The organism is Acinetobacter sp. WU_MDCI_Abxb74, from assembly GCF_025513915.1.
Taxonomy (GTDB): Bacteria; Pseudomonadota; Gammaproteobacteria; order Pseudomonadales; family Moraxellaceae; genus Acinetobacter; species Acinetobacter calcoaceticus_C.
This window is the reverse complement of record NZ_JAHPRP010000004.1, coordinates 152,326-177,345: the sequence shown is the minus strand read 5'-3', so window position 1 is coordinate 177,345 and position 25,020 is coordinate 152,326. Positions and strand designations below refer to the sequence as shown.

21 protein-coding genes are annotated in these 25,020 nt (G+C 38.8%); 9 read left to right on the top strand and 12 right to left on the bottom strand.

Annotated features, from left to right (window positions below):
• Positions 1-33: 33 nt before the first annotated feature.
• A complete protein-coding gene (locus KTH84_RS09665; RefSeq protein WP_262472980.1) occupies positions 34-1,296 on the top strand; it encodes an OprD family porin in 1,263 nt (420 codons plus the stop codon).
• A gap of 104 nt (positions 1,297-1,400) precedes the next feature.
• Here the strand turns inward: KTH84_RS09665 and KTH84_RS09660 are convergent, their stop codons facing one another.
• Together KTH84_RS09660 and hrpA are read right to left on the bottom strand one after the other, a co-directional pair.
• A complete protein-coding gene (locus tag KTH84_RS09660) occupies positions 1,401-2,507 on the bottom strand; it encodes a beta-ketoacyl-ACP synthase III (protein ID WP_004642034.1) in 1,107 nt (368 codons plus the stop codon).
• 94 nt (positions 2,508-2,601) lie between these two features.
• Positions 2,602-6,459, bottom strand: coding sequence for an ATP-dependent RNA helicase HrpA (gene hrpA / locus KTH84_RS09655; protein ID WP_262472979.1), 3,858 nt, complete (start codon positions 6,457-6,459; stop codon positions 2,602-2,604).
• Positions 6,460-6,810: 351 nt separating this feature from the next.
• On the opposite strand from hrpA, the gene ahpC reads away from it, so the two are divergent.
• Together ahpC and KTH84_RS09645 are read left to right on the top strand one after the other, a co-directional pair.
• The gene (gene ahpC / locus KTH84_RS09650) at positions 6,811-7,374 is read left to right on the top strand and encodes an alkyl hydroperoxide reductase subunit C (protein ID WP_016138759.1); all 564 of its coding nucleotides are present in this window, start codon (positions 6,811-6,813) and stop codon (positions 7,372-7,374) included.
• A 195-nt stretch (positions 7,375-7,569) separates the two neighbouring features.
• Complete coding sequence (locus tag KTH84_RS09645; RefSeq protein ID WP_133974507.1) at positions 7,570-7,785, top strand: KTSC domain-containing protein; 216 nt, start codon at positions 7,570-7,572, stop codon at positions 7,783-7,785.
• A gap of 67 nt (positions 7,786-7,852) precedes the next feature.
• Here the strand turns inward: KTH84_RS09645 and KTH84_RS09640 are convergent, their stop codons facing one another.
• A complete protein-coding gene (locus KTH84_RS09640; RefSeq protein WP_133974510.1) occupies positions 7,853-8,440 on the bottom strand; it encodes an O-methyltransferase in 588 nt (195 codons plus the stop codon).
• 44 nt (positions 8,441-8,484) lie between these two features.
• Positions 8,485-8,703 (bottom strand): DUF1653 domain-containing protein, encoded by a 219-nt coding sequence (locus tag KTH84_RS09635; protein WP_133974512.1) that lies wholly within the window; start codon positions 8,701-8,703, stop codon positions 8,485-8,487.
• Positions 8,704-9,004: 301 nt separating this feature from the next.
• On the opposite strand from KTH84_RS09635, the gene ahpF reads away from it, so the two are divergent.
• Together ahpF and KTH84_RS09625 are read left to right on the top strand one after the other, a co-directional pair.
• Positions 9,005-10,570, top strand: a complete 1,566-nt coding sequence (ahpF, locus tag KTH84_RS09630; protein ID WP_262472978.1) for an alkyl hydroperoxide reductase subunit F — start codon at positions 9,005-9,007, stop codon at positions 10,568-10,570.
• Positions 10,571-10,743: 173 nt separating this feature from the next.
• The gene (locus KTH84_RS09625; protein WP_042897933.1) at positions 10,744-11,088 is read left to right on the top strand and encodes a hypothetical protein; all 345 of its coding nucleotides are present in this window, start codon (positions 10,744-10,746) and stop codon (positions 11,086-11,088) included.
• A 59-nt stretch (positions 11,089-11,147) separates the two neighbouring features.
• On the opposite strand, the gene KTH84_RS09620 is transcribed toward KTH84_RS09625, so the two are convergent.
• Positions 11,148-11,759, bottom strand: a complete 612-nt coding sequence (locus tag KTH84_RS09620) for a glutathione binding-like protein (protein WP_262472977.1) — start codon at positions 11,757-11,759, stop codon at positions 11,148-11,150.
• Positions 11,760-11,966: 207 nt separating this feature from the next.
• Positions 11,967-14,405 carry an ExeM/NucH family extracellular endonuclease gene (locus KTH84_RS09615; RefSeq protein ID WP_262472976.1) on the bottom strand — a complete coding sequence of 813 codons (2,439 nt, stop codon included), beginning with the start codon at positions 14,403-14,405 and terminating at the stop codon, positions 11,967-11,969.
• 145 nt (positions 14,406-14,550) lie between these two features.
• Here KTH84_RS09615 and trmB point away from each other — a divergent pair, with 145 nt between their 5' ends.
• Together trmB and KTH84_RS09605 are read left to right on the top strand one after the other, a co-directional pair.
• Positions 14,551-15,267, top strand: a complete 717-nt coding sequence (trmB, locus tag KTH84_RS09610; protein WP_262473027.1) for a tRNA (guanosine(46)-N7)-methyltransferase TrmB — start codon at positions 14,551-14,553, stop codon at positions 15,265-15,267.
• Between the two features lie 194 nt (positions 15,268-15,461).
• Positions 15,462-16,088: a glutathione S-transferase family protein gene (locus KTH84_RS09605; RefSeq protein WP_202742871.1), complete on the top strand. Its 627-nt coding sequence runs from the start codon at positions 15,462-15,464 to the stop codon at positions 16,086-16,088.
• 14 nt (positions 16,089-16,102) lie between these two features.
• Here KTH84_RS09605 and KTH84_RS09600 read toward each other — a convergent pair whose 3' ends face one another.
• From KTH84_RS09600 to KTH84_RS09580, 5 genes are all read right to left on the bottom strand, one after another.
• On the bottom strand, positions 16,103-16,882 hold the full coding sequence (locus KTH84_RS09600; protein ID WP_262472975.1) for a Rossmann-like and DUF2520 domain-containing protein: 780 nt from the start codon (positions 16,880-16,882) through the stop codon (positions 16,103-16,105).
• A gap of 94 nt (positions 16,883-16,976) precedes the next feature.
• Positions 16,977-18,398: an OmpA family protein gene (locus KTH84_RS09595; protein ID WP_262472974.1), complete on the bottom strand. Its 1,422-nt coding sequence runs from the start codon at positions 18,396-18,398 to the stop codon at positions 16,977-16,979.
• A gap of 213 nt (positions 18,399-18,611) precedes the next feature.
• Positions 18,612-19,847, bottom strand: coding sequence for a dihydroorotase (locus tag KTH84_RS09590; RefSeq protein WP_197730916.1), 1,236 nt, complete (start codon positions 19,845-19,847; stop codon positions 18,612-18,614).
• Between the two features lie 12 nt (positions 19,848-19,859).
• The gene (locus KTH84_RS09585; RefSeq protein WP_003652674.1) at positions 19,860-20,876 is read right to left on the bottom strand and encodes an aspartate carbamoyltransferase catalytic subunit; all 1,017 of its coding nucleotides are present in this window, start codon (positions 20,874-20,876) and stop codon (positions 19,860-19,862) included.
• A 124-nt stretch (positions 20,877-21,000) separates the two neighbouring features.
• Positions 21,001-21,345, bottom strand: a complete 345-nt coding sequence (locus KTH84_RS09580) for a hypothetical protein (protein WP_262472973.1) — start codon at positions 21,343-21,345, stop codon at positions 21,001-21,003.
• Between the two features lie 239 nt (positions 21,346-21,584).
• Between KTH84_RS09580 and rlmKL the strand changes: the two genes are divergently transcribed.
• The gene (gene rlmKL / locus KTH84_RS09575; protein WP_262472972.1) at positions 21,585-23,795 is read left to right on the top strand and encodes a bifunctional 23S rRNA (guanine(2069)-N(7))-methyltransferase RlmK/23S rRNA (guanine(2445)-N(2))-methyltransferase RlmL; all 2,211 of its coding nucleotides are present in this window, start codon (positions 21,585-21,587) and stop codon (positions 23,793-23,795) included.
• A gap of 18 nt (positions 23,796-23,813) precedes the next feature.
• Here the strand turns inward: rlmKL and KTH84_RS09570 are convergent, their stop codons facing one another.
• On the bottom strand, positions 23,814-24,230 hold the full coding sequence (locus tag KTH84_RS09570; RefSeq protein ID WP_042897912.1) for a hypothetical protein: 417 nt from the start codon (positions 24,228-24,230) through the stop codon (positions 23,814-23,816).
• 267 nt (positions 24,231-24,497) lie between these two features.
• Here KTH84_RS09570 and KTH84_RS09565 point away from each other — a divergent pair, with 267 nt between their 5' ends.
• A complete protein-coding gene (locus KTH84_RS09565) occupies positions 24,498-24,992 on the top strand; it encodes a CinA family protein (protein WP_262472971.1) in 495 nt (164 codons plus the stop codon).
• Positions 24,993-25,020: the final 28 nt, after the last annotated feature.

The window sequence follows — 25,020 nt, the reverse complement described above, 5'->3', positions numbered from 1 at the left end:
CGAGGACTGGCGCATTTATCTCGGAAATGGATTATGGAATTAATACACCGTTTTAAACCGCAGACTTTAGCGATAGTAACATTGCTAGGTTTATTGAGTAGTTCAAATTTATGGGCAGCAGATACCGCGCAACAAAGTGAAGATGAATGGAAATTCACTTTAAAGAATGCCTACATTAATCGTAATTTTGACAACGATGCACTCAAAGATACGGGAAGTTGGTCTCAGGCCGCGTCGTTATTTTATAAATCGAAAATGCATGAAACCCCACTAGTAATAGCAGACAAGCCAATCACCATTGGTGCAGATGCTTCTGTTCAATACGCAGTACGTTTAAGTTCAGACAAACATATCGCCGATACAGTTTTGCCTTTTAACAAAGATACTCAATCACAAGCGTCCGACTTTTTAAAATATGGCGCGACCTTAAAGCTAGGTTATGACAAAACGCTTTTGAGTGTAGGTGAACTGTGGTTAGATTTGCCAGTTACAGCGGTAGATGCGAGCCGTCAGTTACTTACTTCGTATTGGGGAACCAATCTTAAATCACAGCTTTCAGATCAGCTTTATGCCGAAATAGGTCGGGTTGAAAAAGTATCTCCCCGAAACGAAGAAGACTTTAAAAAGTTTTCCTTCACGGCCAATGGAATTACCAAAGAATCTGATGGCTTAAACTACTTAGACCTTCGTTATCAATTTACGCCGTCACTCAAGGGTAAGTACTACTTTGGTAATTTAGAGGATTTGTATAACAAGTATTATGTGGGACTTGAGCATACATGGAAGCAGCCAACTTTTGCCCTGACTTCCAAGTTTAAATACTTCAATGCCAAAGATGATGGCAATACTTTTGATATTGATGCGCAAAACATTGGAGTGCTAGAAACCCTCAAAGTAAAAAACCATACCTTTGGTTTAGGCTACCAACAAATCATGGGTGAATCGGCTTATCCATTACCGGATGGTTTCTTGCCAGAAACCTATTTTATTAACTGGAACGCTACTGGTTTCTTTAAAGAAGATGAAAAGTCTTACCATGTGATGTACGGCTATGACTTTAAGGACTATGTACCGGGCTTAAATGCAATGGTGAAATATGTGTATGGGCATGATTTTAAAGCAGCCAATGGCCAAAAAAACAATGAAACTGAGTCGAATGTGATTGTTAACTATGCGTTTCAGCAGCCGTTCTTAAAAGGCGTTGCTCTTCAATACATTCGTATTGATTATAATGTTAAACATGGCAATGACTTTGGTGAAGATCGCCTATTCGTCAATTACACCAAAAAGTTCTAAAGTTTTTTAATTTAATCTAAGCGGGCTACTTTTGGTCCGCTTTTTCTATATTATTTCACCCATAAAAAAACGCCCTTACGAGCGTTTTTAATCAAACTTCTAACTTAAGCCACATGCTTTTGAACAACAATCGAACCTACTGAATAACCAGCACCGAAAGATGAAATCACACCATATTCGCCATCATTCACTTCATGACCTGTGCGGTGTAAAGCAATAATTACGCCTGCTGAAGAAGTGTTTGCAAACTCATCTAAAATAATTGGCGCACGGCTTAAATCTGCTTCTTTACCAGCCACATATTTCAAGATTAATTCATTCATGTTGGCATTGGCTTGGTGTAACCAGAAACGCTTAATATCATTTGCAGTTAACTGCATTTTTTCCAACTGCGCATTAATGATTTTTGCGACCAATGGACAAACATCTTTAAATACTTTGCGGCCATCTTGACGGAATAACTTGTCGTCAACGATCGCATCTTCGCTACGGTTTAAGAAACCGAAGTTATTACGGATGTTGTTTGAAAATTGAGTAAATAGATGGATATCTAAAATTTCAAAACCAGTTTTAGTCGTAGTCTCTTCAATAATAGAAGCTGTCGCAACATCACCAAAAATGAAGTGACAATCACGGTTACGGTAGTCTAGGTGACCAGAGGTAATCTCAACATTCACCAATAAAACACGACGAGCACCTGAACGAATTGCATCTGCTGCTTGTTTCAAACCAAAAGTGGCAGCTGAACACGCAACATTCATGTCATATGCATAACCTTGAATACCTAGCGCTGACTGGATTTCAATCGCAACTGCCGGATAAGCACGTTGCATGTTTGAACATGCCAAGATGACGACATCGATATCTTCAGCAGTCACGCCTGCATTTTCCATGGCTTGTTTAGCCGCAATAACACCCCATTCAGCCTGAAGTGACAACTCGTCATTTGAGCGCTCAGACAAACGAGGACGTAAACGAGTTGGATCGAGAATTCCTGATTTTTCGATTACGTAACGACTTTTAATACCAGAAGCTTTTTCAATAAATTCAGCACTTGAACCACGTAACTCTTCAAGTTCACCAGATGCAATTTTCTCTGCATTGTCTTGGTTATATTGTTCCACATAAGCATTTAAACTGACGGCCAGTTCTTCATTAGAAATGGTTTCTGTTGGATGAAATAGCCCAGTACCTGTAATACGAATGCCCATGTAAAACTCCTAAAAAAATGAAAAGGGTCTGTTAATCTTTCATTTATAAATTGCGTTGTTCGCTAAAAACAACATAAACAGACCCATATCTATTTTAACTGATTCCCAAACGATCCCATAACTTTTGCAGTCGAGTTGGTGAAATAGGCATCTTGGTTTTCATCGGTTGAGAAAATAAAGAAATACGAAATTCTTCCAACATCAAATACAATTCTTTGATTTTAGGATCATTTTTAAATTTAAATACCTTGTCCATCCATGGATCGACATCATCAATAGCGGCATGATCTCGCTGTAGATTATTGGGCAATCGATCTAAACGCAATAGCAACGCTTTTAAATAACGCGGGTATTCCTGCCAAAGATCGACAGGCTGGCAATAAACAAAATTACTCAGTGACATTAAATCTAGCTGATCTTCAATATCATCAACGCTACGGCCAAATATGTCTCGATCGAGCACTAATAACTGACGTCGAATTTGCTGCCATTGAATATAAATATCACTCAATTGCTCAAGTGCTTGCTGACCATAACTCAAAAATTGTTTTTTGACATGCTCTAGCAGTTTATTAAATTCATCAGCATTGATTGGCAAAGTCGTAATCGCCATTTGCAAGGTTGCATAAACTAGCATCTGCTCAAGTTTAGCTTTATCACCCAGCGGTGAGTATGCCAAAGCAAGCGGTTTTGAAATCTGCTTTTTCAATTGACGGACCAAATCACCAAGCTGCATGTGAACCAGACGAATAATGCCTTCACGATGCTGTTTAATAGCTTCAGCCTGATCATTAAAAGTCTGGATGACAATACCAGATTCGTCTTTCGCTTCAAGGTCAGCAAAAGCTTTGGTCGGTACTAAAGCCTGATATTGTTTTACAACAACACCCGTGACTTTATGAGAAGCCTCAAAATTAAAGTTTTCAGGAAAGTCTTTAAACTCACCTTTTTGCTGTTTTACTGGACGATGAGTTTCAACGCGACAACGCGCTTTGAGCTCTGGCAAATCACGGCCTTTCGCAATCAGCTTTCCTTTTTCATCAATGACCTTAATGAAAGGCACTAAATATGGATCAATGCGCTCAAACGAAAAATCTTTTTCAGTAATTTGCTCACCACGTAAGGCAAAAGCCAAATAACTAAAGATATGCTGTCGTAAATGTACAGCATCAATGCCTTGCATGAGTTTACGAGTTGTATCTGGAATAGGCACTACATTACGGCGTTTATCTTTTGGTAGAGCTTTGAGTAAAGCCTCAATTAAATCTTGGCGCCAACCCGGAATTCCCCATGACCAGATATTTTCGTCAACCTGAGGCAGTGCCTGAACAGGAATCTGAACTGTTGCACCATCTTCGTCATGGCTTGGGTCAAAATGATATGCTGTCGCTAAACGTAGCTGGCCATTATGTAAATAATCTGGAAATTGTTGGGTAGTTGGTCGGTCATTCAACCAAAGTGAATCATCCTCAACAAATAAATAACGCGGATTATTTGCCTCTACCGTCGCCCGCCAGTCTTCAAAACTACGACGGCTTGCAATTTCTTCAGGAATTTTAGAGGCATAAAACTGATAAATTGTTTCTTCATCAACCACCAAATCACGGCGACGCAATTTATCTTCAACTCGCTCCACTTCTTCAAGTTTAAGCAGATTATGTTTTAGAAATGGTGGGACTATACCCAAATTACCTGTAGTTAATGCATCACGTAAGAAAATCTCATGTGCAGCAGGTTGATCAACTTTTTCAAAATTAATCAAACGCTTCGGTTCAATAATTAAACCAAATAAAGAAATTTGTGCATAGGCGTTTACAATGCCAGCTTTTTTAGACCAATGCGGCTCAAAATAGTGATATTTCAACAGGTCACGTGCAGCAAGCAAAATCCATTCGGGGTCAATTTTTGCCAAAGTGCGTAAATATACCTGAGACGTTTCGACCATTTCAAAGGCCATAACCCAAGAGGTATTGGTTTTGTGCAAAGTACTTGCCGGAAAAACTTTTGCCTTTTGCTGACGTACAGCCATAAAGGTGTTGCGTTCATCAGTTTTATTAGCAATGAAAGATAATAAACCAGTCAATAATGCGCGATGCAAGTTTTCATAGTTTGCAGTTTTTTCATTAAAGCTGAGTTTTAAACCTTCCGCCAATTCAACCAATTGTTGATGTGTCTGTTTCCATTCACGTAAACGCAACCAACTTAAAAAATTCTGCTTTGCAAACTGACGTCGTTTATTTTCCGACATTCCAGCTTCACCTTTAGGATTTAGAGTATCCCAAAGTTTCAAATAAAACAGAAAATCTGAATCTGCTTCTTTGAACAATGCGTGTTTTTGATCGGCCTGCATTTGTTTGTCTGCTGGACGTTCACGTGGGTCTTGAACAGCCAAAGCACTGACTACCACTAAAATTTCTTTTAGTACGCCAAAATGAGCACCACCAATAATCATACGTGCTAAACGTGGGTCGATCGGCATACGTGCCATCATTTGCCCGATTTTAGTCAGCTCGCTTTTCTTTTCGTTCAGTGCCCCTAACTCAATCAAGAGCTTTCGACCATCATTTACAAGGCGGAAATCTGGTGGCTCAATAAAATCAAAGTTTTCTAGTTCACCCAACCCCAAACTTTGCATTTGCAAAATGACGGAAGCCAAGTTTGTCCGTTTAATTTCTGGTTCAGTAAATTCAGGACGGCTTAAAAAGTCTTCTTCGCTGTATAAACGGATACAGACACCAGCAGCAATACGACCACAACGCCCTTTACGCTGGTTTGCAGCCGCTTGAGAAATAGCTTCAATCGGTAAACGTTGAACCCGTGAACGGTAGTTATAACGGGAAATACGTGCAAAACCACTATCAATCACATAGCGAATATTTGGGACCGTAAGCGCTGTTTCAGCAACGTTGGTCGCAATAATAATACGACGTCCCTTTCCACTTGGACTGAAAATCTTTTGTTGTTCAGAAACCGCTAAGCGCGCATATAGAGGAAGAATTTCTGTATGTTTCGGTCCGTACTTTTGCAAGGTTTCTTGTAATTCACGAATTTCTTGTTCGGTGCTTGAGAAAATCAGAATATCGGCATATTCAGGATGACCTTTTGCCTCTGCATCCGCAAAACATTCTTCAACTGCTTGTACGACTGCACGCGGTAGATTTTCTTCAAAATCATCAAATTCGTCGTCGTCACTTCCGCCAATATTCATCTCGGAAATTGGACGATAAATTACTTCAACCGGAAAACTACGACCCTCAACTTCGAAAACTGGCGCATCGTTAAAATAGCTGCTAAAACGATTAACATCTAAAGTTGCCGAAGTCACAATGACTTTTAAGTCTGGGCGTTTTGGTAGTAATTGTTTTAAATAGCCCATAATAAAATCAATATTGAGCGAGCGTTCATGTGCTTCATCAATAATGATCGTGTCATATTTAGACAAATAACGGTCATTGCCTAATTCTGCCAGCAAAATACCGTCAGTCATTAACCTTACAATTGAGTCTTGCGAACCTTGTTCATTAAAACGGATTTTAAAACCAATCGATTCGCCAAGCTTTTCGCCGACTTCTTCAGCAATACGCTGTGACACACTACGCGCAGCCAAACGTCGTGGCTGGGTATGACCAATCATGCCTGTTAGGCCACGGCCCGCTAACATAGCAATTTGGGGAAGCTGCGTGGTTTTACCTGAACCAGTTTCACCTGCCACAATAATGATCTGATGCTTTTGAATTGCTTCAATTAAACGGTCAGCGTATTGAGAAACAGGTAAATCCTGATTTAGTTTAATTTTAGGTAAACGTTCAAACCGTTGTCTTACTTTGGCATTAGACTGTTCAAATAATTTCTCAATCTCTGCTGTATTCGCTTTTTTATCTTTACGTAAACGATTTAAACGGTAACGATCTCTCGCCATCACCCATTGATCTATATTTAAACCATTCTGCACAGACAAACTTTCCTGAAAATACACCAATCCGCTATTTTACGCTTTAATGACCTTAAGGTAAAACAGTTGATTTTTTATATATTTTTAATTTTTTACATTTTACCCTTGAATTTTAACTAAGTAGACTTCATGTTGTTAGGCAAGTTTCTTTTACTATAACTGTCATTTGATTTACATGTTTTTGCAGTCAAATCGAATACAGTGTTTGGGGACTTAAAAATCGTAAATTTATCACTTATTCAATTTTCCGATTTTAGTCATGTAAAAATACTATTTCCCCAATAAAGAATTTTTATTTATTCTACATCTCGTAAACAAGTTTAAATATAAACCTCAATCATGGAGACAATGATGAGCTTGATTAATACTGAAGTTAAACCATTCCAAGCAACTGCTTACCACAACGGCCAATTTGTTGAAGTTAACGAAACTAACCTTAAAGGTAAGTGGTCTGTTGTATTCTTCTATCCAGCTGACTTCACTTTCGTTTGCCCAACTGAACTTGGTGACTTAGCTGACAACTACGCTGAATTCCAAAAACTTGGTGTTGAAATTTATGCTGTATCTACTGATACACACTTCACACACAAAGCTTGGCACGACACTTCTGAAGAAATCAAAAAAATCCAATATCCATTAGTTGGTGACCCAACTTGGACTCTTTCTAAAAACTTCGACGTTCTTATCGAATCTGAAGGTTTAGCTGACCGCGGTACTTTCGTTATCGATCCAGAAGGTAAAATCCAAATCGTTGAACTCAACGCTGGCGGTATCGGCCGTGACGCATCTGAACTTCTTCGTAAAGTAAAAGCTGCTCAATACGTTCACTCTCACCCAGGTGAAGTTTGCCCAGCTAAATGGAAAGAAGGCGAAGCAACTCTTGCTCCATCTATCGACCTAGTTGGTAAAATCTAATCTCTAATTAGATTTTAAAAACCTAAAGAACCATCCTTCATCGGATGGTTCTTTTGTTTTGAATAAGCACATCACATTTTCTACTGATACTTTTACAATTCTGCCCTTCCCGATTACATGAACTTTGAGTAATGTCGAATACAGAACTGATGTTTTTTTGAGCTTAAGTAATATGAAATAAAAGGGGAAAAATTTATGACGAATACAGTGGCAGTCACTTCATGGAAATACAATGCAACATCACGTCATTTAAAAATATTTTATAGCGATGGTTCAGGCGACCTTTATCATCCTGTGCCTGTATTTATTTATGACAATTTACTACGCTCAACTGATAAAACTGCTTTTGTGCATAAATATTTAGAATTTGATTTACATTTTACGCGTCTATCTTTAGTGAACGCTTCTTAGCAGGAACAAAAAAAGGCCTGATTTGAACAGACCTTTTTTTAAAACATTGATGATGACTTTACTCAACTCATTTTGCGACCACAACACATAAACCAGCGCCAACAGGTAAAATAGTACTCATAAAAGTACTATCTTTTTTAATTAAAGAAAGTAAAGGCTTTACTTCAGCAGCATGTGAAATGACATTATCAATAATCAATACACCACCTTTTGGCTTGATAAGACGTTTTAAGTCGGGCCAATAATTCTCATAAGCATTGCGCTCAGCATCTAATAAAATGAAATCATAAGTTTCTTGAGCTTCTTTTAAATAATCGGCTGCATCTCCTACCCAAAAACTAACCATTTCACTCAACTCTAATTCAGTAACGTGGCGTTTTGCTTCCGCACTACGAGTTGCATCGATTTCGAGAGTTATAACTTGTCCATGAGTAGCCTGAGCTGCTTCTGCGAGCCATAAAGTAGAATAGCCTGTTGAGGTTCCAATTTCTAAAATTGTCTTAGCTTGCTGCATTCGAATAAGTTGAGAAAGCAGTTGGGCTGATTCGGCCTCAATATTACGATAACGCTGTAAGCGATCTGCCTGTTGGGCGTCATGTCGTTTAAAGGTGTCATATAAATCTGCAACTCTTTCTAAGAAAACAGTATTTGTCATACATTCACCCTTTAAATTGTTATTTTATATGACAGCCGTTTGGATTAAGTGCTTTGGACTAATTTAAACCGCGGTACGATACTTCCATCTACCACTTGAACGGTTTCAGTAAACATATCTAGTGGACGTACCCAAGTTGAATAATCACCATAAAGACACTGATAAACGACCAACTCCTCTTCAGTCTCACTATGTTTTGCCACAGAAAAAACTTGATAGAGATTACCTTTATAATGCTGATAAATGCCGCGTTGCAATGCCATGAAGCTACCTTTTAAAGTTATAATATAAAATCTTTACAGCCTTATAACATATATAAAATTTCACATATTTTCATTAAAAAGCATCTCAAAAATTAGAGTTAGAATTTAAATTGCTCAAATACTATGATTTATGTAGAAATAACGATTTTTTTCTTATAAAAGCATTCTATAACAGCTATAAATCTCAAAACAACATTCAAAAAACCGATTAAATCTATAAAAACATACTGTTTTACCTATTTTATGTTTTGACGTACTATGCATCTATTGAAAGAATTTGGATGCATTGGAGTAAAAACAGATGTTAGATCAAAACATTAAAACTCAATTAAAAGCTTATTTAGAACGTTTAGAAAGTCCAATCGAATTAGTTGCTGCTTTGGATGAATCGGATAAAGCTGCTCAAATTAAAGAGCTAGTGAGTGAAATTGCTGAACTTTCTGAGAAGGTGACTGCCCGTTTTGATGGCAACAATACACGCCGTCCAAGCTTTGGTGTGGCTAACGCAGGTGAACAACCTCGTGTGTTCTTTGCCGGCTTACCAATGGGTCATGAGTTTACGTCTTTGATCTTGGCACTGTTACAGGTGTCTGGTTATGCGCCTAAAGTTTCTGATGAAGTGCTGAACCAGATTAAAGGTTTAAACCTGAAAGCCAACTTCGATGTATTTGTATCGCTAAGCTGTCATAACTGTCCGGACGTGGTGCAAGCGCTTAACCTGATTGCCATTTATAACCCGAACACAACCGCAACCATGATTGATGGTTCATTCTTCCAAGACGAAGTGGAACAACGCAAAATCATGGCGGTTCCAATGGTGTTCCAAGACAACGAACACATTGGTCAAGGCCGTATGACCATTGAAGAAATCGTGGCGAAACTCGACACCAACTCTGCTGAAAAAGATGCAGCAGCGCTTAATGCCAAAGATGCCTTTGATGTATTGGTGATTGGTGGTGGCCCTGCGGGTGCAACGGCTGCAATCTATGCGGCACGTAAAGGCATTAACACAGGTATTGTGGCTGAACGCTTCGGTGGTCAGGTCATGGATACCATGGACATTGAAAACTTCACGTCTGTGCAAAAGACTCAAGGTCCTAAGTTTGCTGCCGAAATGGAAGCACATGTCCGTGAATACGATGTCGATATTATGAACCTGCAACGTGTCAGCAAAATCGTTGGTGCAGATCAGACTACAAATGGTCTGGTCGAAGTTGAACTTGAAAATGGTGCAAAGCTTGAATCAAAAACAGTGATCCTTTCAACAGGTGCACGTTGGAGAGAAATGAATGTACCAGGTGAACAAGAATACCGTACTCGTGGTGTAGCGTATTGCCCACACTGTGATGGTCCATTGTTCAAAGGCAAACGTGTTGCAGTGATTGGTGGGGGTAACTCAGGTGTAGAAGCTGCGATTGACCTTGCAGGGATTGTTGAGCATGTCACTTTGGTTGAATTTGACACCAAACTTCGTGCTGACCAAGTGTTGCAAAACAAATTGCATAGCTTGCCAAATACAACTGTGATTATGAATGCATTAAGTACAGAAGTGTTGGGTGATGGTTCACAAGTGACGGGTCTTAAATATAAAGATCGTGCGACTGATCAAGAGCATGTGGTAGAACTTGCAGGCATCTTTGTTCAGATTGGTTTGTTACCAAACACTGATTTCTTAAAAGACAGTGAGCTTGAATTAACCAATCGTGGTGAGATCATGGTGAATGACCGCAACGAAACCAATGTGAAAGGTGTGTTTGCTGCGGGAGACTGTACGACAGTTCCGTACAAACAAATCATTATTGCCACAGGTGAAGGTGCTAAAGCATCACTCTCTGCATTTGACTACATCATCCGTTCTGGGCAGTAAAATCATCAAACCATAATTATTTAAATCAAGCCTAGCATTACAAAATGCTAGGCTTTTTTAATATTAGAGTTACAACTCTTTAACAATTTTCGATCTTTATTAATTAGTTAGTTTATGTTTATATTTTAAACATCCATTTTTTGGATGCCTTAAATTAAAAAAGGAAAAACACAATGAATAAATTACTTGTTGCTTTAGGTCTTGCTGCGACCGTTGCTCTTGTTGGTTGTAATAAAGATAAAGCTCCAGAAACAGGTGCGACAACGGGTGAACACTTAGAAAATGCAGCTCAACAAGCAAGTGCAGATATCAAATCTGCTGGTGACAAGGCTGCAGACGATATTGCAACTGCAACTGATAATGCTACTGATAAAATCGATGCTGCTACAGATCACGCTGCTGATGCAACTGCTAATGCCGCTGCTCAAACTGAAGCGACTGCACGTAAAGCAACTGCTGATACAGCTCAAGCTGTTGAAAATACCGCTGCTGAAGTAAAAAAAGATGCTCAGCACTAATCTCCAGAATTAAAAAAGCCCCTGTTCATACAGGGGCTTTTTTTAGGCTTTAAAATCTTTTATGAAATTAAACCTTCATCACGCATCGCAATTTGTACAGATTGACGTTCTGCTACTTTATTACGCAATGCAATAATATGCTTATAAGGCGTTAAATCGTGCTCAATTGAGTTTGACCAATTTGTTAAAACAAATAGATAAGCATCTGCTGGACCGAAATTATCATTTACCAAATAATCGTAATCAGATTCAGATAAATAATTATCGATATATTTTAAAAGGCGATCAATTTCTGCATAAGCTTTGGTTTTTTCATCAGTTGTTAAAGGCGTCCCAAAGAAGACTGCATAAGCATCATGTAATTCAGAGTTTAAATACCCCAACCACTCCAATACTTTCGCACGACCCATACCAGATGGCGGAATTAAATCCTGCTTAGGATCATGCTGAGCAAGAAACGGTAAAATCGCTACATTTTCAGTTAACATCAAACCCGGATTAATTTCTAAAGCGGGTACATATCCCTTCGGGTTAATCTCGTAATAATCCGCACCTTTTTCTGTTTTATGTGTTTTTAAATTTACCCGTTCTAAGTCAAAATCAACATTAATTTCATTTAAAATAATATGTGCAGCTAAAGAACATGCGCCTGGCGAATAATATAATTTCATATCTGATCCTTGTTATCTCATATTAACGTTTTAAATTGCTTCTAGAAAACCTGCAAGGTTTGCACAATTCTTTAATTGTAAAAAAGCGTAAACTTATAAAATACTTACACCATCTAATATTCTTGAAAAAATCATTCCTTGCAAGTTGTCTTGCGTGACGATTGTTTAAAATATGATAAAACACATTTGCGTCACGCAATTTTTCCGTTAATTACGCTTAAAAAGCTGGCTAAGCCAATTCATTAATTCAGATAAGAAATCAAAAATACCATTTTTCTTATCATCATCGGGATGGCTTGAGTCTTTTCCATTTAAATCTAGATCTACAATTATAGGGTCATGATCCGAAGAACGATAAGCATCTTCACCATAGAACAATGCCTTTTGCTCATCCTTTTTATATTCTTCGTTGTAATCTAGAACTGTTGGCTCATCTGCATTGATATGCCATGCAAAGGTTCTGACCACTTTTGGATATAAAGCTGCATCAGCAATTGCATGGTCTAAGTTACCTGCTCCACCATTACCGTTAGCATCACTCGCAACACCAAAAACATAGCTATATGCCTGAGTGCCCTGACCTACTTTAGCGTCATTAAGCAAAACTTTATAGTTCGCTTTTTCAAACGACAAAATAGGCTCTTCTTTTGCGTAACTATTCATATCCCCTACAAGTAAAGCATTTTGCTTTTGCACTTGAGTTGGATTTTTCGCTAACCATTGCACAATTTGATCAACGGCTTTCACACGAGTTGGATTCCAGCAGCCTTGTCCATCTTTCTGATCGGCATCAGTAGAACTAGCATCCACCCCACTACAGCTTTTCGATTTAAGATGATTTGGAATAACAGTAAACGTTTTATTACCACGAACTGCTTGGAAACTTTGCGCCAAAGTTGTTCGGTTCTTGTCGCCCAAATCAAGCACAACAGGCTTATTTAATGGTTTAACACGTTTGCTGTTATAGATAATGGCAACCGCAATTGCATCAGTACCTAAACGATCCAGATTTTCAGGAACAACGTATTTCCAATCACTACCTAAAGCTTTGGTCAAATTAGCAATAGCACTGTCTGGACCATAACCGTTGTTGGCAATTTCCATCAAACCGTATACATCGGCATCAATCGCTTTGAGTGCACTCACAATTTTACGATGCTGTTTATCAAACTCAGCTTGGGTCGTTGCACCACGTTCTGTTGGGAAACCTGTTGCGCCGTTGTCATAATTCAAAACGTTAAATGAAGCAACACGAATATGATTGGCATTTTTGGTAAGGACACTTTGACGCGGATTTGGTTGAGCAATAACTTCAGGTTGATTGCGCCCAAGCACAGGTTGCACACGCCAACCATTAAAACGGTACTCTAAAATACCTTCAGCATTTTTAAGTTGATAACCCGAGCGTAGCGTATTGGCAGCACTAAAATTACTTGGTAACCATGGCGTACGGTTTTGGTTGTTATAACCATCATCAAAAATAATTTTCGATAATAAGTTTTTCTGAGCTAGGGCTTTGGCTTCAGGAGACAGCGCAGGAAATAAATTGGTTGGAATATATAAACGGCCTAAACTTAGCGATAACTCACCATAGCGACCATAATTATAGTTCTCACTCACCGTTAAAGTCTGAGGTAATTTGACCAACATACCTTGATAACGCTGCGGAGAATTAATTGAGCCACCTGTTAAACTAGCAAACGGAAGTTCAAGGCTAATCGGCTGAACCTGATTTGCCATATTGCTATTACAGGTTTGAATATCTTGTTGTAATTGATCTATCTGTAGCTGGTTTTGATAGCTTGTTAAACGGCCACGTAAAATAACTTCATCACCAACTTGTCCGCCTTTCACAGCACTACTATTTGGAATATAAACAAAAATTGCATTGCTGACATGTGCACGTGCTTTCGTATCTGGCGTCTGAACATAAAAACCAGAGAATCCATTGGCATAACGATAGTCAGCTGTAATCACACCACGCACAGTATAAGTCTGGTCTTGAGCTGCGGTGGTTAAGTCAGCAATGGCTGTATCTGAGCTTGAACAACTTACCGTTTCAACAGGAGGCTGAGTTGTAGAACCCGATAAATTTGAAAAGTCATTTCGGTTTGTCCAAGCAGACCATGAATGGTCCAAATCAAATGCTGCTGTTGCATCAACACTTAAAGCTGGATTTTCTGTTTCAATACGCTTAAAACTATTTCCGAGGCTTGAAACTACCGTCCCCCATCCCGCTGCTGGGCGTTCACCAATACGGCCAAAACGGTCTACAGGCGTACCTTTATAAACAAGTACAACTGCATCATCTCCATTAAAAGATAACGCTGCAACCTGATTAACTTTGCTTCCAAGTTCTGTTTGCAACTCAGAGCGACCCACCAAAAACTTCTGCTTACTGGTTAACGTGCCTTGTAAACGAAAAGCCACTGTCTTTGCTGTTCCACCATTATTAAATTGTTGAATCTCATAATCAGCTAAATTAACTGTAGCACCATCTGGATTATAAATTTCCAAACCTTTTTTATTGCTGCTGCCATCAACATATTGGCTAAACATGAGCTGTGCCTGAGCAACAGAACTATATGAAAATGCGCCTAATGCACTTAAAAAGACAGAAAGTGTTCTTAATTGAAAAGTTTTCATGAGTAAAAATGTTCATTTGAAATTTATATAGATTCATAGATTAAATATTGAACATGACATCTACATGAAGAAAAACACCGAAACATTTGACTTGACCACCCGAAGACTTAAAATACCGCATTTGAATTTCAATATTGCCAAGGTTATGTCGATCGATCAGTTAGAAACGCAAATTGCAGACTTAGACAATTTGCCTGAACACCGTGAAATTGTGACGTTTATGCGTCGTTCAGCACCACTTAATACGTCTCAACGCACGGCATTAGAACAACATCGCGATTTAATTTTGGAATATCCTGTTGGCGACTTACGTCAACACTTCGAACACCCAGAGCGTCCTTTAACTGTTGAAATCGGTTTTGGTATGGGTCGTTCGTTAGTACTTATGGCAAAAGCGAACCCTGAACGTAACTATGTGGGTATTGAAGTCCATGTACCTGGTATTGCTCAATGCCTATATGAAGCAGGTATAGCCGAAGTTAAAAACTTACGTGTACTTGATGCAGACGCGATTCAGGTTTTACGTGAAATGCCAGATAACAGCATTAACTGCGTACAACTTTACTTCCCTGACCCTTGGCAAAAGAAACGTCATTTTAAACGCCGTTTTGTTGCCCATGAGCGTATGCCATTGGTTGAACAAAAACTTGAGCTTGGCGGTACGTTCCATGCTGCAACAGATTGGGAACCGTACGCAGAATGGATGCTTGATGTATTAGATAACCGTCCAGACCTTGAAAACTTGGCAGGTAAAGGCAACAGTTACCCTCGTCCAGAATGGCGCCCAGTGACCAAGTTCGAACGCCGTGGTATTGAGTCAGGCCATAAGATTAATGACTTTATTTTTAAAAAGATTAGGTAAATAATAAAAAGGCTTAGAATCACTCTAAGCCTTTTTTCTTTTGATTATAAAAAATTATATAAGTAAAAAATCTATCTTATTCACTGCGCCAATCTATTCATTTCTTCTTTCCAATTAATCATTGCCAATCGAGCCAAATCTAGATATTTATAGAAATACTTACTTGTCACACTAAAAATCGATAAGGACAACACATGCTAAAAATTTTAGGGCGTGATAACTCAATTAATGTTCGTAAAGTCTTGTGGCTCTGCGAAGAATTAAATCTTGAATATGAAAGAGAAGATTGGGGAAGAGGCGTTCGTTCAGCACAATCGCCTGAATTTTTGCAATTAAACCCAAATGGACAAATTCCTGTTGTTTTAGATGGTGATTTAGTCCTTTGGCAGTCCAATAGTATTATCCGTTATCTAGCAAATGCCTACGATAAAGAAAAACAGCTTTACCCTACTCAAGCGAAAGAAAGATTTTTTGTAGACCAGTGGCTTGATTGGCAAGCGATCGAGCTGAATAACAGCTGGACTTATACGATTATGTCTCTGCTGAGACATTCACCAAATCACCAAGATCCAAATTTATTACAGCAAGGTATTGATAACTGGAATCATCATATGCAGATTCTTGATCAACAACTTGCAAAAACTCAAGCCTATGTTGCAGGTACAGAGTTCACTCTAGCTGATATTCCAATTGGTCTGTCTGTACAACGCTGGAAGGCAACGCCTTTTGACCATCCAACGCTTAACCATGTTGACCAATATTTTGAACGTTTAAATCAACGTGCGGGCTTTTTAAAATGGGGAAATAACGGCGAACCTTAATTTTTAAATAAGCTTTAAGCCGAGTGATGGCGTTGTAAGATGCCATCACTTAAAAGTTGATAGACATGTTTTAAATCATCTCGTTCTGCTTGAGCTAATAAGTTTTGATGCATAGCCAAGATATTTTGATCGCCTCGTACTGCTGGCCCTGTCTGCATTTGCTTTGGATCATTTTCAGTAGCTTTTTTTGCTGTTTCCACAATTAATGGATAAAGTAAACTAAAGTCGACCTGCTCTTCATCTGTAACCTGCTTTGCCATGTCAAAACAATAATTACTAAAATTACAGGCAAACACTGCCGCCAAATGCAAAGTTAAGCGCTGTTTCGAGGTGTATTGATATACTCGACTACTTAGGCTATTTGCTAAATCTGAAAGTAAGATTAAGTCATCTTTATAAATTGCTTCAACAAACAACGGCGTTGCAGACCAGTCAACCTCTCTTTCAAAGCTAAATGTTTGTAATGGATAAAACACCCCTGCTTTTTCATGCACATGACTGATGACTTCAATATTGGTGCTACCCGAAGTGTGGACAATAAGTATTTTAGGAAATAATTCATGTACCTGTTTTGCAAGCTCAGCAATTGCACTATCTGAAACTGCCAGAATAATTAAATCAGTTATTTGAAAATCTTGAAGAGACTGACATGCTTTGGCTTGAATTTTCTCTGCAAATTTTTGGGTTTTCTCAAAATCACGTGCATAGACTTGTACGATGTTATGCCCTTGAGCCAATAAAGCCTGTGCCAAATGAAAGGCAACTCGTCCACTTCCTATCAAACTGATTTTCATATTAACCCAACACTATTTATCTCTATAAAAAAAGCTTCTCAAAATGAGAAGCTTTTTTCAAATTAAAATAACTAATTTTTCATAAATCAGTCGATTATTGGGCTACTGAAAACTCAATACGACGGTTTTTAAAGCGACCTTCGTCAGTTGTATTTTCTGCAACGGGCTGATCAGAACCATGACCCTGTGCAACTAATTTAGACGCGTCTACACCTTTAGATGTTAAATAATCTACTACAGCTTGAGCACGACGTTGAGACAAAGCTTTATTTGCAGCAGCATTACCAGTTGAGTCGGTATGCCCGCCGACATTTAATTTGACGCTAGTCACTTTATTTAAAAGCGTTGCAGCTTGATCAAGAATGGCTTTGTTATCTGCTGGAATATCACTTGAACCACTCGCAAAATTAATAATTTGCAAGTTAAGCGCTTTCACCAAAGCATTTACATCGACATTGTTCGGATCAATTGAGCCTAGAGCAGTTTGCGAAGCAGTTAAACTATTGCTTACAGATTGCTCAGCTGTTGCTGGTGCTGTACCAACAACCTCAGTATGTGGCACCAATGCTTTTACTTTTGCAGTTAAAGCTTCTAATGCTGCCGCATCACCCGCTTTCAAAGTAATTTTGTCACCCACCCATTCTAAAGATGCATTTGGCACACCTTTTAATGCACCTAACACACCTGCAAGCGCATCTTTATCTGTAAATGAAGCCGCATAAGTTTGGCTTGTATCTACATTACAATCTTGATTTGTCGAAAAAACCTTCTTAACGTTGGTTTGTAGCGTTGCCAAGAAGCCTTGATCACCAATCCCAGCCTGACACTGACTCACTGCTCCTTTATCATCTGTACTTAAAGTTAAGCTAGCGGGTGCAGCAGCAGCTTCAACACCACTTGCAGCTGACGGTTCTGGTGCTGGTACAGCTTCTTTATGCTGACAAGAACGCCATAGCCAAGCAATGATAAGACCCAAAATAATTAGAGCAATAATGGGCAAAAACCCACGAGACTTACCTGTATTTTCAGTTGCTGCAGCTAATGGTGGAGCTGTTGAAGTTGAATGAGGAACCGAAGATAAGCCTGCACCAACACCTAAAGGCGCTAATAGACCCACTGCCCATGCTGGTAAATATGAACGAATAGTATCTGCATGTTGGCGCAAGTAATTCACAATACTTTGTTGATCATTTCCGGCAACATCTGAAATTGCATTAAGGCTAGGTTTAATTGCACTGTTGAGTGTACTTTCTATTTCATTATTTGGTGCTGTACCGCTTAAATGGGTAAGCACGGTATTCTTGATTTGGTCATTATGAGAAAAAAGGTCTGATAAAGAAGGAGCCAAACTGTTTTTCAATTGTCCGATAAGATCAGGTTTAGCAGCTAATAATGAAAGTAAAATTGGATAAAACTTAGATAAAGCATTCGATTTTTCGCCTAGGTATCCATCCTGTTCATCTAATAATATTGAAGATACTTTTTCTTTAAGCAATTCTATAGGGTTTATCGACATTGGTTATTCTCCCGAATCTTATACGTCGTAACCAGCAACTTTTGATTATTCAAATAGTTCTCTTTGCTGATAGTTTTTTATTCTAATCTTCCTTCAACCTTTTGTTGTTTTTTATATAATTTATATACAATTTTCCATCTAGTATTTACAAAACAGGCAGATCGTATTGATCTGCCTGTTTATATTTTAAAATTACTTTAACTAATCGTCTGATTATTTAGCAAAAGTCTGAAGCACTTTACCCGTTAAGGTTTGTCCTAACAAAGGGGTGTTTTTCCCTTGCGATAAAATCGTATCTTTGCTTACTGTCCAGTTTAAAGCAGGATCTACCAATACCCATCCGGCTTCATCTTCCCAACGTGAGGTCATATTGGCAACCTGCGCTGGCACGCTCGTTACTTTAGCAACCCATTCGAGTGGTTCGAATAAACCCTCATTAATGAGTTGAATCCCTAAAGATACATAGGTATCAAAAGCTGTAATACCCGGCTGAGTTTCTGCAAATGGCGCCATTTTTGCCGAACTGCTTAAAGGCTCATGGTGCGTACAAATTGCATCAATTACACCTTCTTTTAATCCTTGACGTAAAAGTTCTTTATCTTGCTCAGAACGCAATGGTGGGCGAACGTGTGCAAGTGAATTAAAACCGTCTATTAAATGTTCAGTTAAATGTAGCTGGTGCATTGCAACATCGGCAGTCACAGGTAAGCCCTTTGCTTTAGCAGCACGAATTAGGTCAACCGATGCACCACAAGACAACAAACCAAAGTGAGCTTTTACGCCAGTTGCTTCAATCATAAGCAAATATTTGGCAATCGCTACAGTTTCAGCAAGCGCCGGAATCATTGGCAGACCTTGGCGAGAAGCAATAAAACCTTCGTGTGTACATCCATCTTTAGCAATCTGTGGTTCTTCGGCATAGAACACAACCGTTAAGCCAAGACCCGCTGCATATTCCAAAGTACGAATAACCACATCATCATTTTCAAAAGCGGCGTTGGCATTTGAAACAGCAGTACAACCACCCTTTTTCAGACCAGCCATATTTGCAGGTTGTTTACCATTTAAGCCTTGCGTCTGAGCACCAATGATATGCATATGAATGCCACCATCAAGCCATGCCTTTTCAATCAAACCATGAATAAGCGCACCGTTGTCTTGTACAATCGGCTTTGAATCTGGTGGGGTAATGACATGCAGAATGCCATTAGCACGTGCTGCCTTACCTTCAGATTTAAGTGTACCGTGTTGCTGTTGGCCAGGTTCACGTAAACGTGCGCACAAATCAACCATGGTTGGCATTAACCATTTGCCTTGGCCATCAAGTGTTTGTTCAACTTGTTCTACTGGAGCAATCAGCTTGCCATTTTGAATATATACAGTTTGTACGTTGTCTGTTTTCTGGATTGGGTCTAACACACGTACATTTTCAATTTTTACAATACTCATGTGATCCATTCCTTACAACGTAATCGCTTCAATTAAACCTTGCTCTTGGAGTTGGCCTTGCATTGACAGTGCCAACACAGCCATACGTACAGCAATACCGTTGGTTACTTGTTTTAAAATAACCGACTGGTCTCCATCCGCAACACTTGAGTCAATTTCCACACCACGATTCATTGGCCCCGGATGCATCACGATACAGTCCGGTTTAGCCAAACCAAGACGTTCTTTGTTTAGGCCATACATTCGGTAGAATTCAGACTGTGAAGATAATGCTGGAGAGTCAATACGCTCATTTTGAATACGTAGAGCAATAATCACATCACAATCTGCGATCCCTGCATCCATGTTGTTAAACAAACGGACATGTTCGCCATATTCGGAAAAGCCCACTGGTAATAACGTATTCGGTGCAATCACACGAATATCTTTACAGCCTAGTGTTTGTAATGCAGCCACATCAGAACGTGCTACACGAGAATGTTTAATGTCACCAATAATGGCAACGCTCAACTCTTCAAACGGTTTCTTTGTTTCACGGCGAATTGTAAGCATATCGAGCATCGCTTGCGTTGGGTGGGCATGACGACCATCTCCAGCATTAATAATCGCGACCTTTGGACACACATCTTTAGCAATGAAATGTGCAGCACCCGAAGATGAATGGCGGACAACAAAAATATCGGCAGCCATTGCCTCAAGGTTCCAGAGTGTATCTCGTAGCGTCTCACCTTTTGATGTACTTGAACGTGCAATATCAATATTCAGTACATTGGCAGACAAGCGTTTTGCTGCTGCTTCAAAAGTAGTACGAGTACGGGTGGAGTTTTCAAAGAAAAGATTCATCACCGTCAACCCTTCTAAGAGCGGACGGTTAATTAAATTATTATTATCATCTAAAAAGCTTTGTGCGGTATCTAAAATCTTAGTGAGGTTTTCTTTTGAAAGCCCCTCAATTGTTAAAAAATGTTTTAAATTTCCGTCTTGATTGAGCTGAACCTGACTCGGCTGATGCAACGCTGCAATATGCATAATGGATTCCTATGGGTCGAATCGCGAAAACGTGCATAGTGTAGCTGAATTCCGCTCTTTTCGCAGAAGAACTTTACAGAATAAGGCCCTAAATTGACCAGAAAATTTAAGACCGTGATCTAGATTATCTCAATGCACCTATATAATGGTGCGGAACTTGTGCCCGATAAATGTCTTCGGCGGTGATTTCTGAATCTTCATCGGCTTTAACAACAGCAATTTTTTCTTTTTCAGAAGGCTCAGGTAGCGTGTCTACCAACATTTTTAATCTCTCAACGCATCGTCTTAAATCGTCATCCTCTGTTTCTAATGCCAACGCAATTACATACTTTGCGTAATCTTTATTTTGAATCACGTACATTGCATCTATTACTCGCCCTGTCACTCTACGCATACGTACATATATTTGTGCGGTTACTGAGAAAGCATCCGCATTAGCAATAAAACCATTCCCCATCATGTCTTTCATTTATAACATCCCCATCCATTAAAATTATAAAAATGGTTAAAAACCGACTATGTCTGTTAAATAAATAACCATCCATAATATCGGTCTAGCAAAATACATACCATTTTCAAGCTATTCCTCTTTAAAAATCAGTTTATTGGTTGCTAAATGATAGGTTGCAATAATTTAAAAACCTTTAGGCATCAAAATACGTTAAACTTTGCATCGTTAATATTTATATGTTTTGGTCAATCGAGTTTATGAATACCTCTTTACGTTTAAACCACTATTGGATTACTTGTGCTGATGGTTTAGAACCCCTCTTACAAGAAGAAATAGAACAACTTGGCACCAAAGTGACAGAACGTAAAGCAGGACGTTTAATCATTGAAGGGACGCTTGAAGAAGCTTACCGCATTTGTATGTGGTCGCGTCTCGCTTCTCGTGTTTTACTTCCTATTCATACGTATGAACTTGAATTTACGCATGATGCCCGTGATGTAGCAGAAGAGCTTTATGAAGGCGCAATGAGCTTTGATTGGTCGCTTATTTTTGCACCACAAAGTACGTTCGCAATCCGCTTACATGCAGAACGTGAAATTATGGTAAATACGCAATTTGCTACATTACGTGTAAAAGATGGCGTTGTTGATTCCTTTATGGAAGCTGTAGGTCGCCGTCCTAGCATTGACACCAAACAGCCAGAAATTACGATATATGCTTTGGCAGGTAAAACTGAACACACTTACTGCCTAGATTTATCAGGTGACTCACTACATAAACGTGGCTATCGTCGTTTTATGACGGATGCACCAATTAAAGAAAACCTTGCTGCTGCAATTTTACAAAAAGCTCAGCTCAAACAGCGTAATCCAGAGATTATACTTGACCCAATGTGTGGTTCAGGCACATTTATCATTGAAGCATTAATGATTTTAACTGACCGTGCACCAGGACTTGTTCGCCGTTTCGGATTTAATGGCTGGCATGGTCATGACCGCGACCTTTGGCTTTCAATTAAAGCAGAAGCAGCAGAGCGTCACGAAAAGGCACTTGAGTTACCTTTACCTAAATTTTATGCCTACGATGCAGACTGGGAAGCGATTAAAGCAACCCGTGAAAATATTATTGCGGCAGGCTTTGAAAATATATTAGGCCAGATTCAAATCGAAGAACGTACTTTAGCTGACTGGCCGGATTTTGCTGCTGAAGGCAAAACTGCATTTATTGTGACTAACCCGCCGTATGGTGAACGTTTAGGTGAAAAAGCTTCAAACCGTTCTCTATACCTAGGTTTATCAGCACTTTTACAAAAACATTTTCCAAATCAATATGCAGCAATTATTGCAGCTCAAATTGAACAATCTGATGTTTTAGCGTTTGAAGCACCTGAAACTTTACGTTTAATGAATGGTAAGTTGCCAATCTATATTCGTTTCGGTGTAATCAAACCAGAAAAAGTGAATCAACCATTTTTAGTAAATTGGCAAGCCCAACCTATTGAGATGGAAGAAGCACAAGACTTCGCTAATCGCTTGCAAAAAAATATGATTGCCTTGAAAAAATGGGCAACTAAAGAAAATATTTATTGCTTACGTTTGTATGATGCAGACTTACCTGACTTTAATGTCGCTGTTGACTTATATGGTGACCGTTTACACGTTCAGGAATATGCACCACCAAAAACAATTGATCCTGAAAAAGCTAAAAAACGTTTTAATTTAGCGCTTGCTGCGATTCGTGCTGTTACTGGTTTAAACCGCGATGCCATCTTTATTAAGACACGTGCACGTCAAACTGGTACAACTCAATATACGAAACAAAGTACGGCTTCAAAACGTTTTATCGTTCAAGAAGGTAAAGCTAAAATTTTAGTTAACTTGACTGACTATCTCGATACAGGTTTGTTCCTTGATCACCGTCAGATGCGTTTACGTATTGCTCAAGAAGCACGTGGCAAACACTTCTTGAACTTATATAGTTATACGTCTACTGCAAGCTTACATGCTGCGCTGGGCGGTGCTGCCAGCACAACAAGTGTAGATTTGTCGAATACCTACTTAAACTGGTCAAAAGAAAACTTCGTTTTAAATGGCTTAACTGTAGATCACCCAGATGAACAACACATGTTCTTTGCCAGTGACTGTTTTGAGTGGTTAAAAGAGGGTCATGAACAATACGACCTTATTTTTATTGACCCACCGACATTCTCAAACTCGAAAAAATTCTATGGTACATTCGATGTACAACGTGACCATGTTTCACTTATTAAACGCGCAATGAACCGTTTGCACAGTGAGGGTACGCTCTATTTCTCGAATAATTATCGCGGTTTTGAAATGGACGAAGAAATTGAAGCTATTTTTCAGATTGAAGAAATCACTTCTGAAACTATCGGTCTTGATTTTAAACGTAACCAAAAAATCCACCGTGCATGGAAAATCCAGCACCCTGCTCTAGATCAATATTAATGGAATCAGAGGTTATTATTACTTCACGGTTATAATAACCTCGCCATGAACATTTTTTGACTCAAAATCATATTTAGTAAATCGATCTGCTCTTTCAGGTAATGCAATCATTTCTAACTTCTTCTTTTCTTTATTATCAATAACATGATTCTGTTTTTGTTCTTGATAAGGAGAAAGTACGCTAGTTCTAAGCGCATTCCATCGAACTTGCTGTAAATAGTTATCTCCTAATGCCTGCCGCACTTGTTGTTGTTCTATCGCAGGTTTTTTGGCATCGTCCTGAGCTTTTGCAATAATGACGGGTAAAGACGTGGTTATCGCTCCTGTTTGAGTTGCAAGCGCACTTTCTGACATTGGTTGTGCTGCCCATGTATTTGATAATAATACAGATACACCGCTCAAAATTCCCAGCATATACCCTTGTTTATTGTTCATTTCATTCATCCTAAAATTGTTATTGTTTGTTATATCGAACAAAATTAACAATTTTTTGAGCATGTCGCAATGTTATAAATAAACTTCCCGACCATTAACATGGATCATTTTAAAATCTGATTTTTTTCACAGAGATTTTTGAATATTCAATTCGTTTTATAGATTGTTATCTCAGACTTGAACGATACCTCTAAATCACTTACTGTGATTTTATAATTTATTTGTATTTGATTTTATTTATAAGTAGACACAATACGAGGTGACATAATGCTTCAGCAGTGCTGCCAATTATTAGAAAATCTTCAACTTAAAGTCGCATTTATTGAAAGTGCCAGTTCTGGTTATTTGACTAGCCAATTTTCCATTCATAAAAATAGCGGTGCAGATATTTTACTCGGCGGTTTAGTCAGTTATGACCCCAGCATTAAAGTTAGTATTTTAAATATCAATCCAAAGTTAATAGAGACTTACACAGCAGAGTCACCACAAGTCACAGAAGAAATGTGTAAGCTGGGTCAAAGGTTATTTCAACAAGCCGATCTTATTGTAAGTTGTACTGGTCTATTAAAATCTGGAGGGAGTGAAACTCCAGAAAAGCCTGTAGGTACTTTTTTTATCTGCATTTCTTACCAAGAGCATATTTATCATTACCATTATTTTTTATCTGGCCACCCCGAACAAAAATTAAGAACATTAACTCAGAAAGTTTCAGATGCATTAGTTGCTTTACTCACATCAACAACACAAACAGCCTCACCATAAAAAAAGAGAATATGTTTCCATATTCTCT

Bases quoted from the DNA above. Each gene is read 5' to 3' on its own strand.
- KTH84_RS09660 (WP_004642034.1), bottom strand. From the start codon at position 2,507: ATGGGCATTCGTATTACAGGTACTGGGCTATTTCATCCAACAGAAACC.
- KTH84_RS09570 (WP_042897912.1), bottom strand. From the start codon at position 24,230: ATGAACAATAAACAAGGGTATATGCTGGGAATTTTGAGCGGTGTATCT.
- KTH84_RS09615 (WP_262472976.1), bottom strand. From the start codon at position 14,405: ATGAAAACTTTTCAATTAAGAACACTTTCTGTCTTTTTAAGTGCATTA.
- KTH84_RS09640 (WP_133974510.1), bottom strand. From the start codon at position 8,440: ATGACAAATACTGTTTTCTTAGAAAGAGTTGCAGATTTATATGACACC.
- ahpC (WP_016138759.1), top strand. From the start codon at position 6,811: ATGAGCTTGATTAATACTGAAGTTAAACCATTCCAAGCAACTGCTTAC.
- KTH84_RS09665 (WP_262472980.1), top strand. From the start codon at position 34: ATGGAATTAATACACCGTTTTAAACCGCAGACTTTAGCGATAGTAACA.
- KTH84_RS09605 (WP_202742871.1), top strand. From the start codon at position 15,462: ATGCTAAAAATTTTAGGGCGTGATAACTCAATTAATGTTCGTAAAGTC.
- KTH84_RS09645 (WP_133974507.1), top strand. From the start codon at position 7,570: ATGACGAATACAGTGGCAGTCACTTCATGGAAATACAATGCAACATCA.
- ahpF (WP_262472978.1), top strand. From the start codon at position 9,005: ATGTTAGATCAAAACATTAAAACTCAATTAAAAGCTTATTTAGAACGT.
- KTH84_RS09585 (WP_003652674.1), bottom strand. From the start codon at position 20,876: ATGCATATTGCAGCGTTGCATCAGCCGAGTCAGGTTCAGCTCAATCAA.
- KTH84_RS09600 (WP_262472975.1), bottom strand. From the start codon at position 16,882: ATGAAAATCAGTTTGATAGGAAGTGGACGAGTTGCCTTTCATTTGGCA.
- KTH84_RS09590 (WP_197730916.1), bottom strand. From the start codon at position 19,847: ATGAGTATTGTAAAAATTGAAAATGTACGTGTGTTAGACCCAATCCAG.
- KTH84_RS09580 (WP_262472973.1), bottom strand. From the start codon at position 21,345: ATGAAAGACATGATGGGGAATGGTTTTATTGCTAATGCGGATGCTTTC.
- trmB (WP_262473027.1), top strand. From the start codon at position 14,551: ATGTCGATCGATCAGTTAGAAACGCAAATTGCAGACTTAGACAATTTG.
- KTH84_RS09625 (WP_042897933.1), top strand. From the start codon at position 10,744: ATGAATAAATTACTTGTTGCTTTAGGTCTTGCTGCGACCGTTGCTCTT.
- KTH84_RS09565 (WP_262472971.1), top strand. From the start codon at position 24,498: ATGCTTCAGCAGTGCTGCCAATTATTAGAAAATCTTCAACTTAAAGTC.
- KTH84_RS09595 (WP_262472974.1), bottom strand. From the start codon at position 18,398: ATGTCGATAAACCCTATAGAATTGCTTAAAGAAAAAGTATCTTCAATA.
- KTH84_RS09635 (WP_133974512.1), bottom strand. From the start codon at position 8,703: ATGGCATTGCAACGCGGCATTTATCAGCATTATAAAGGTAATCTCTAT.
- KTH84_RS09620 (WP_262472977.1), bottom strand. From the start codon at position 11,759: ATGAAATTATATTATTCGCCAGGCGCATGTTCTTTAGCTGCACATATT.
- rlmKL (WP_262472972.1), top strand. From the start codon at position 21,585: ATGAATACCTCTTTACGTTTAAACCACTATTGGATTACTTGTGCTGAT.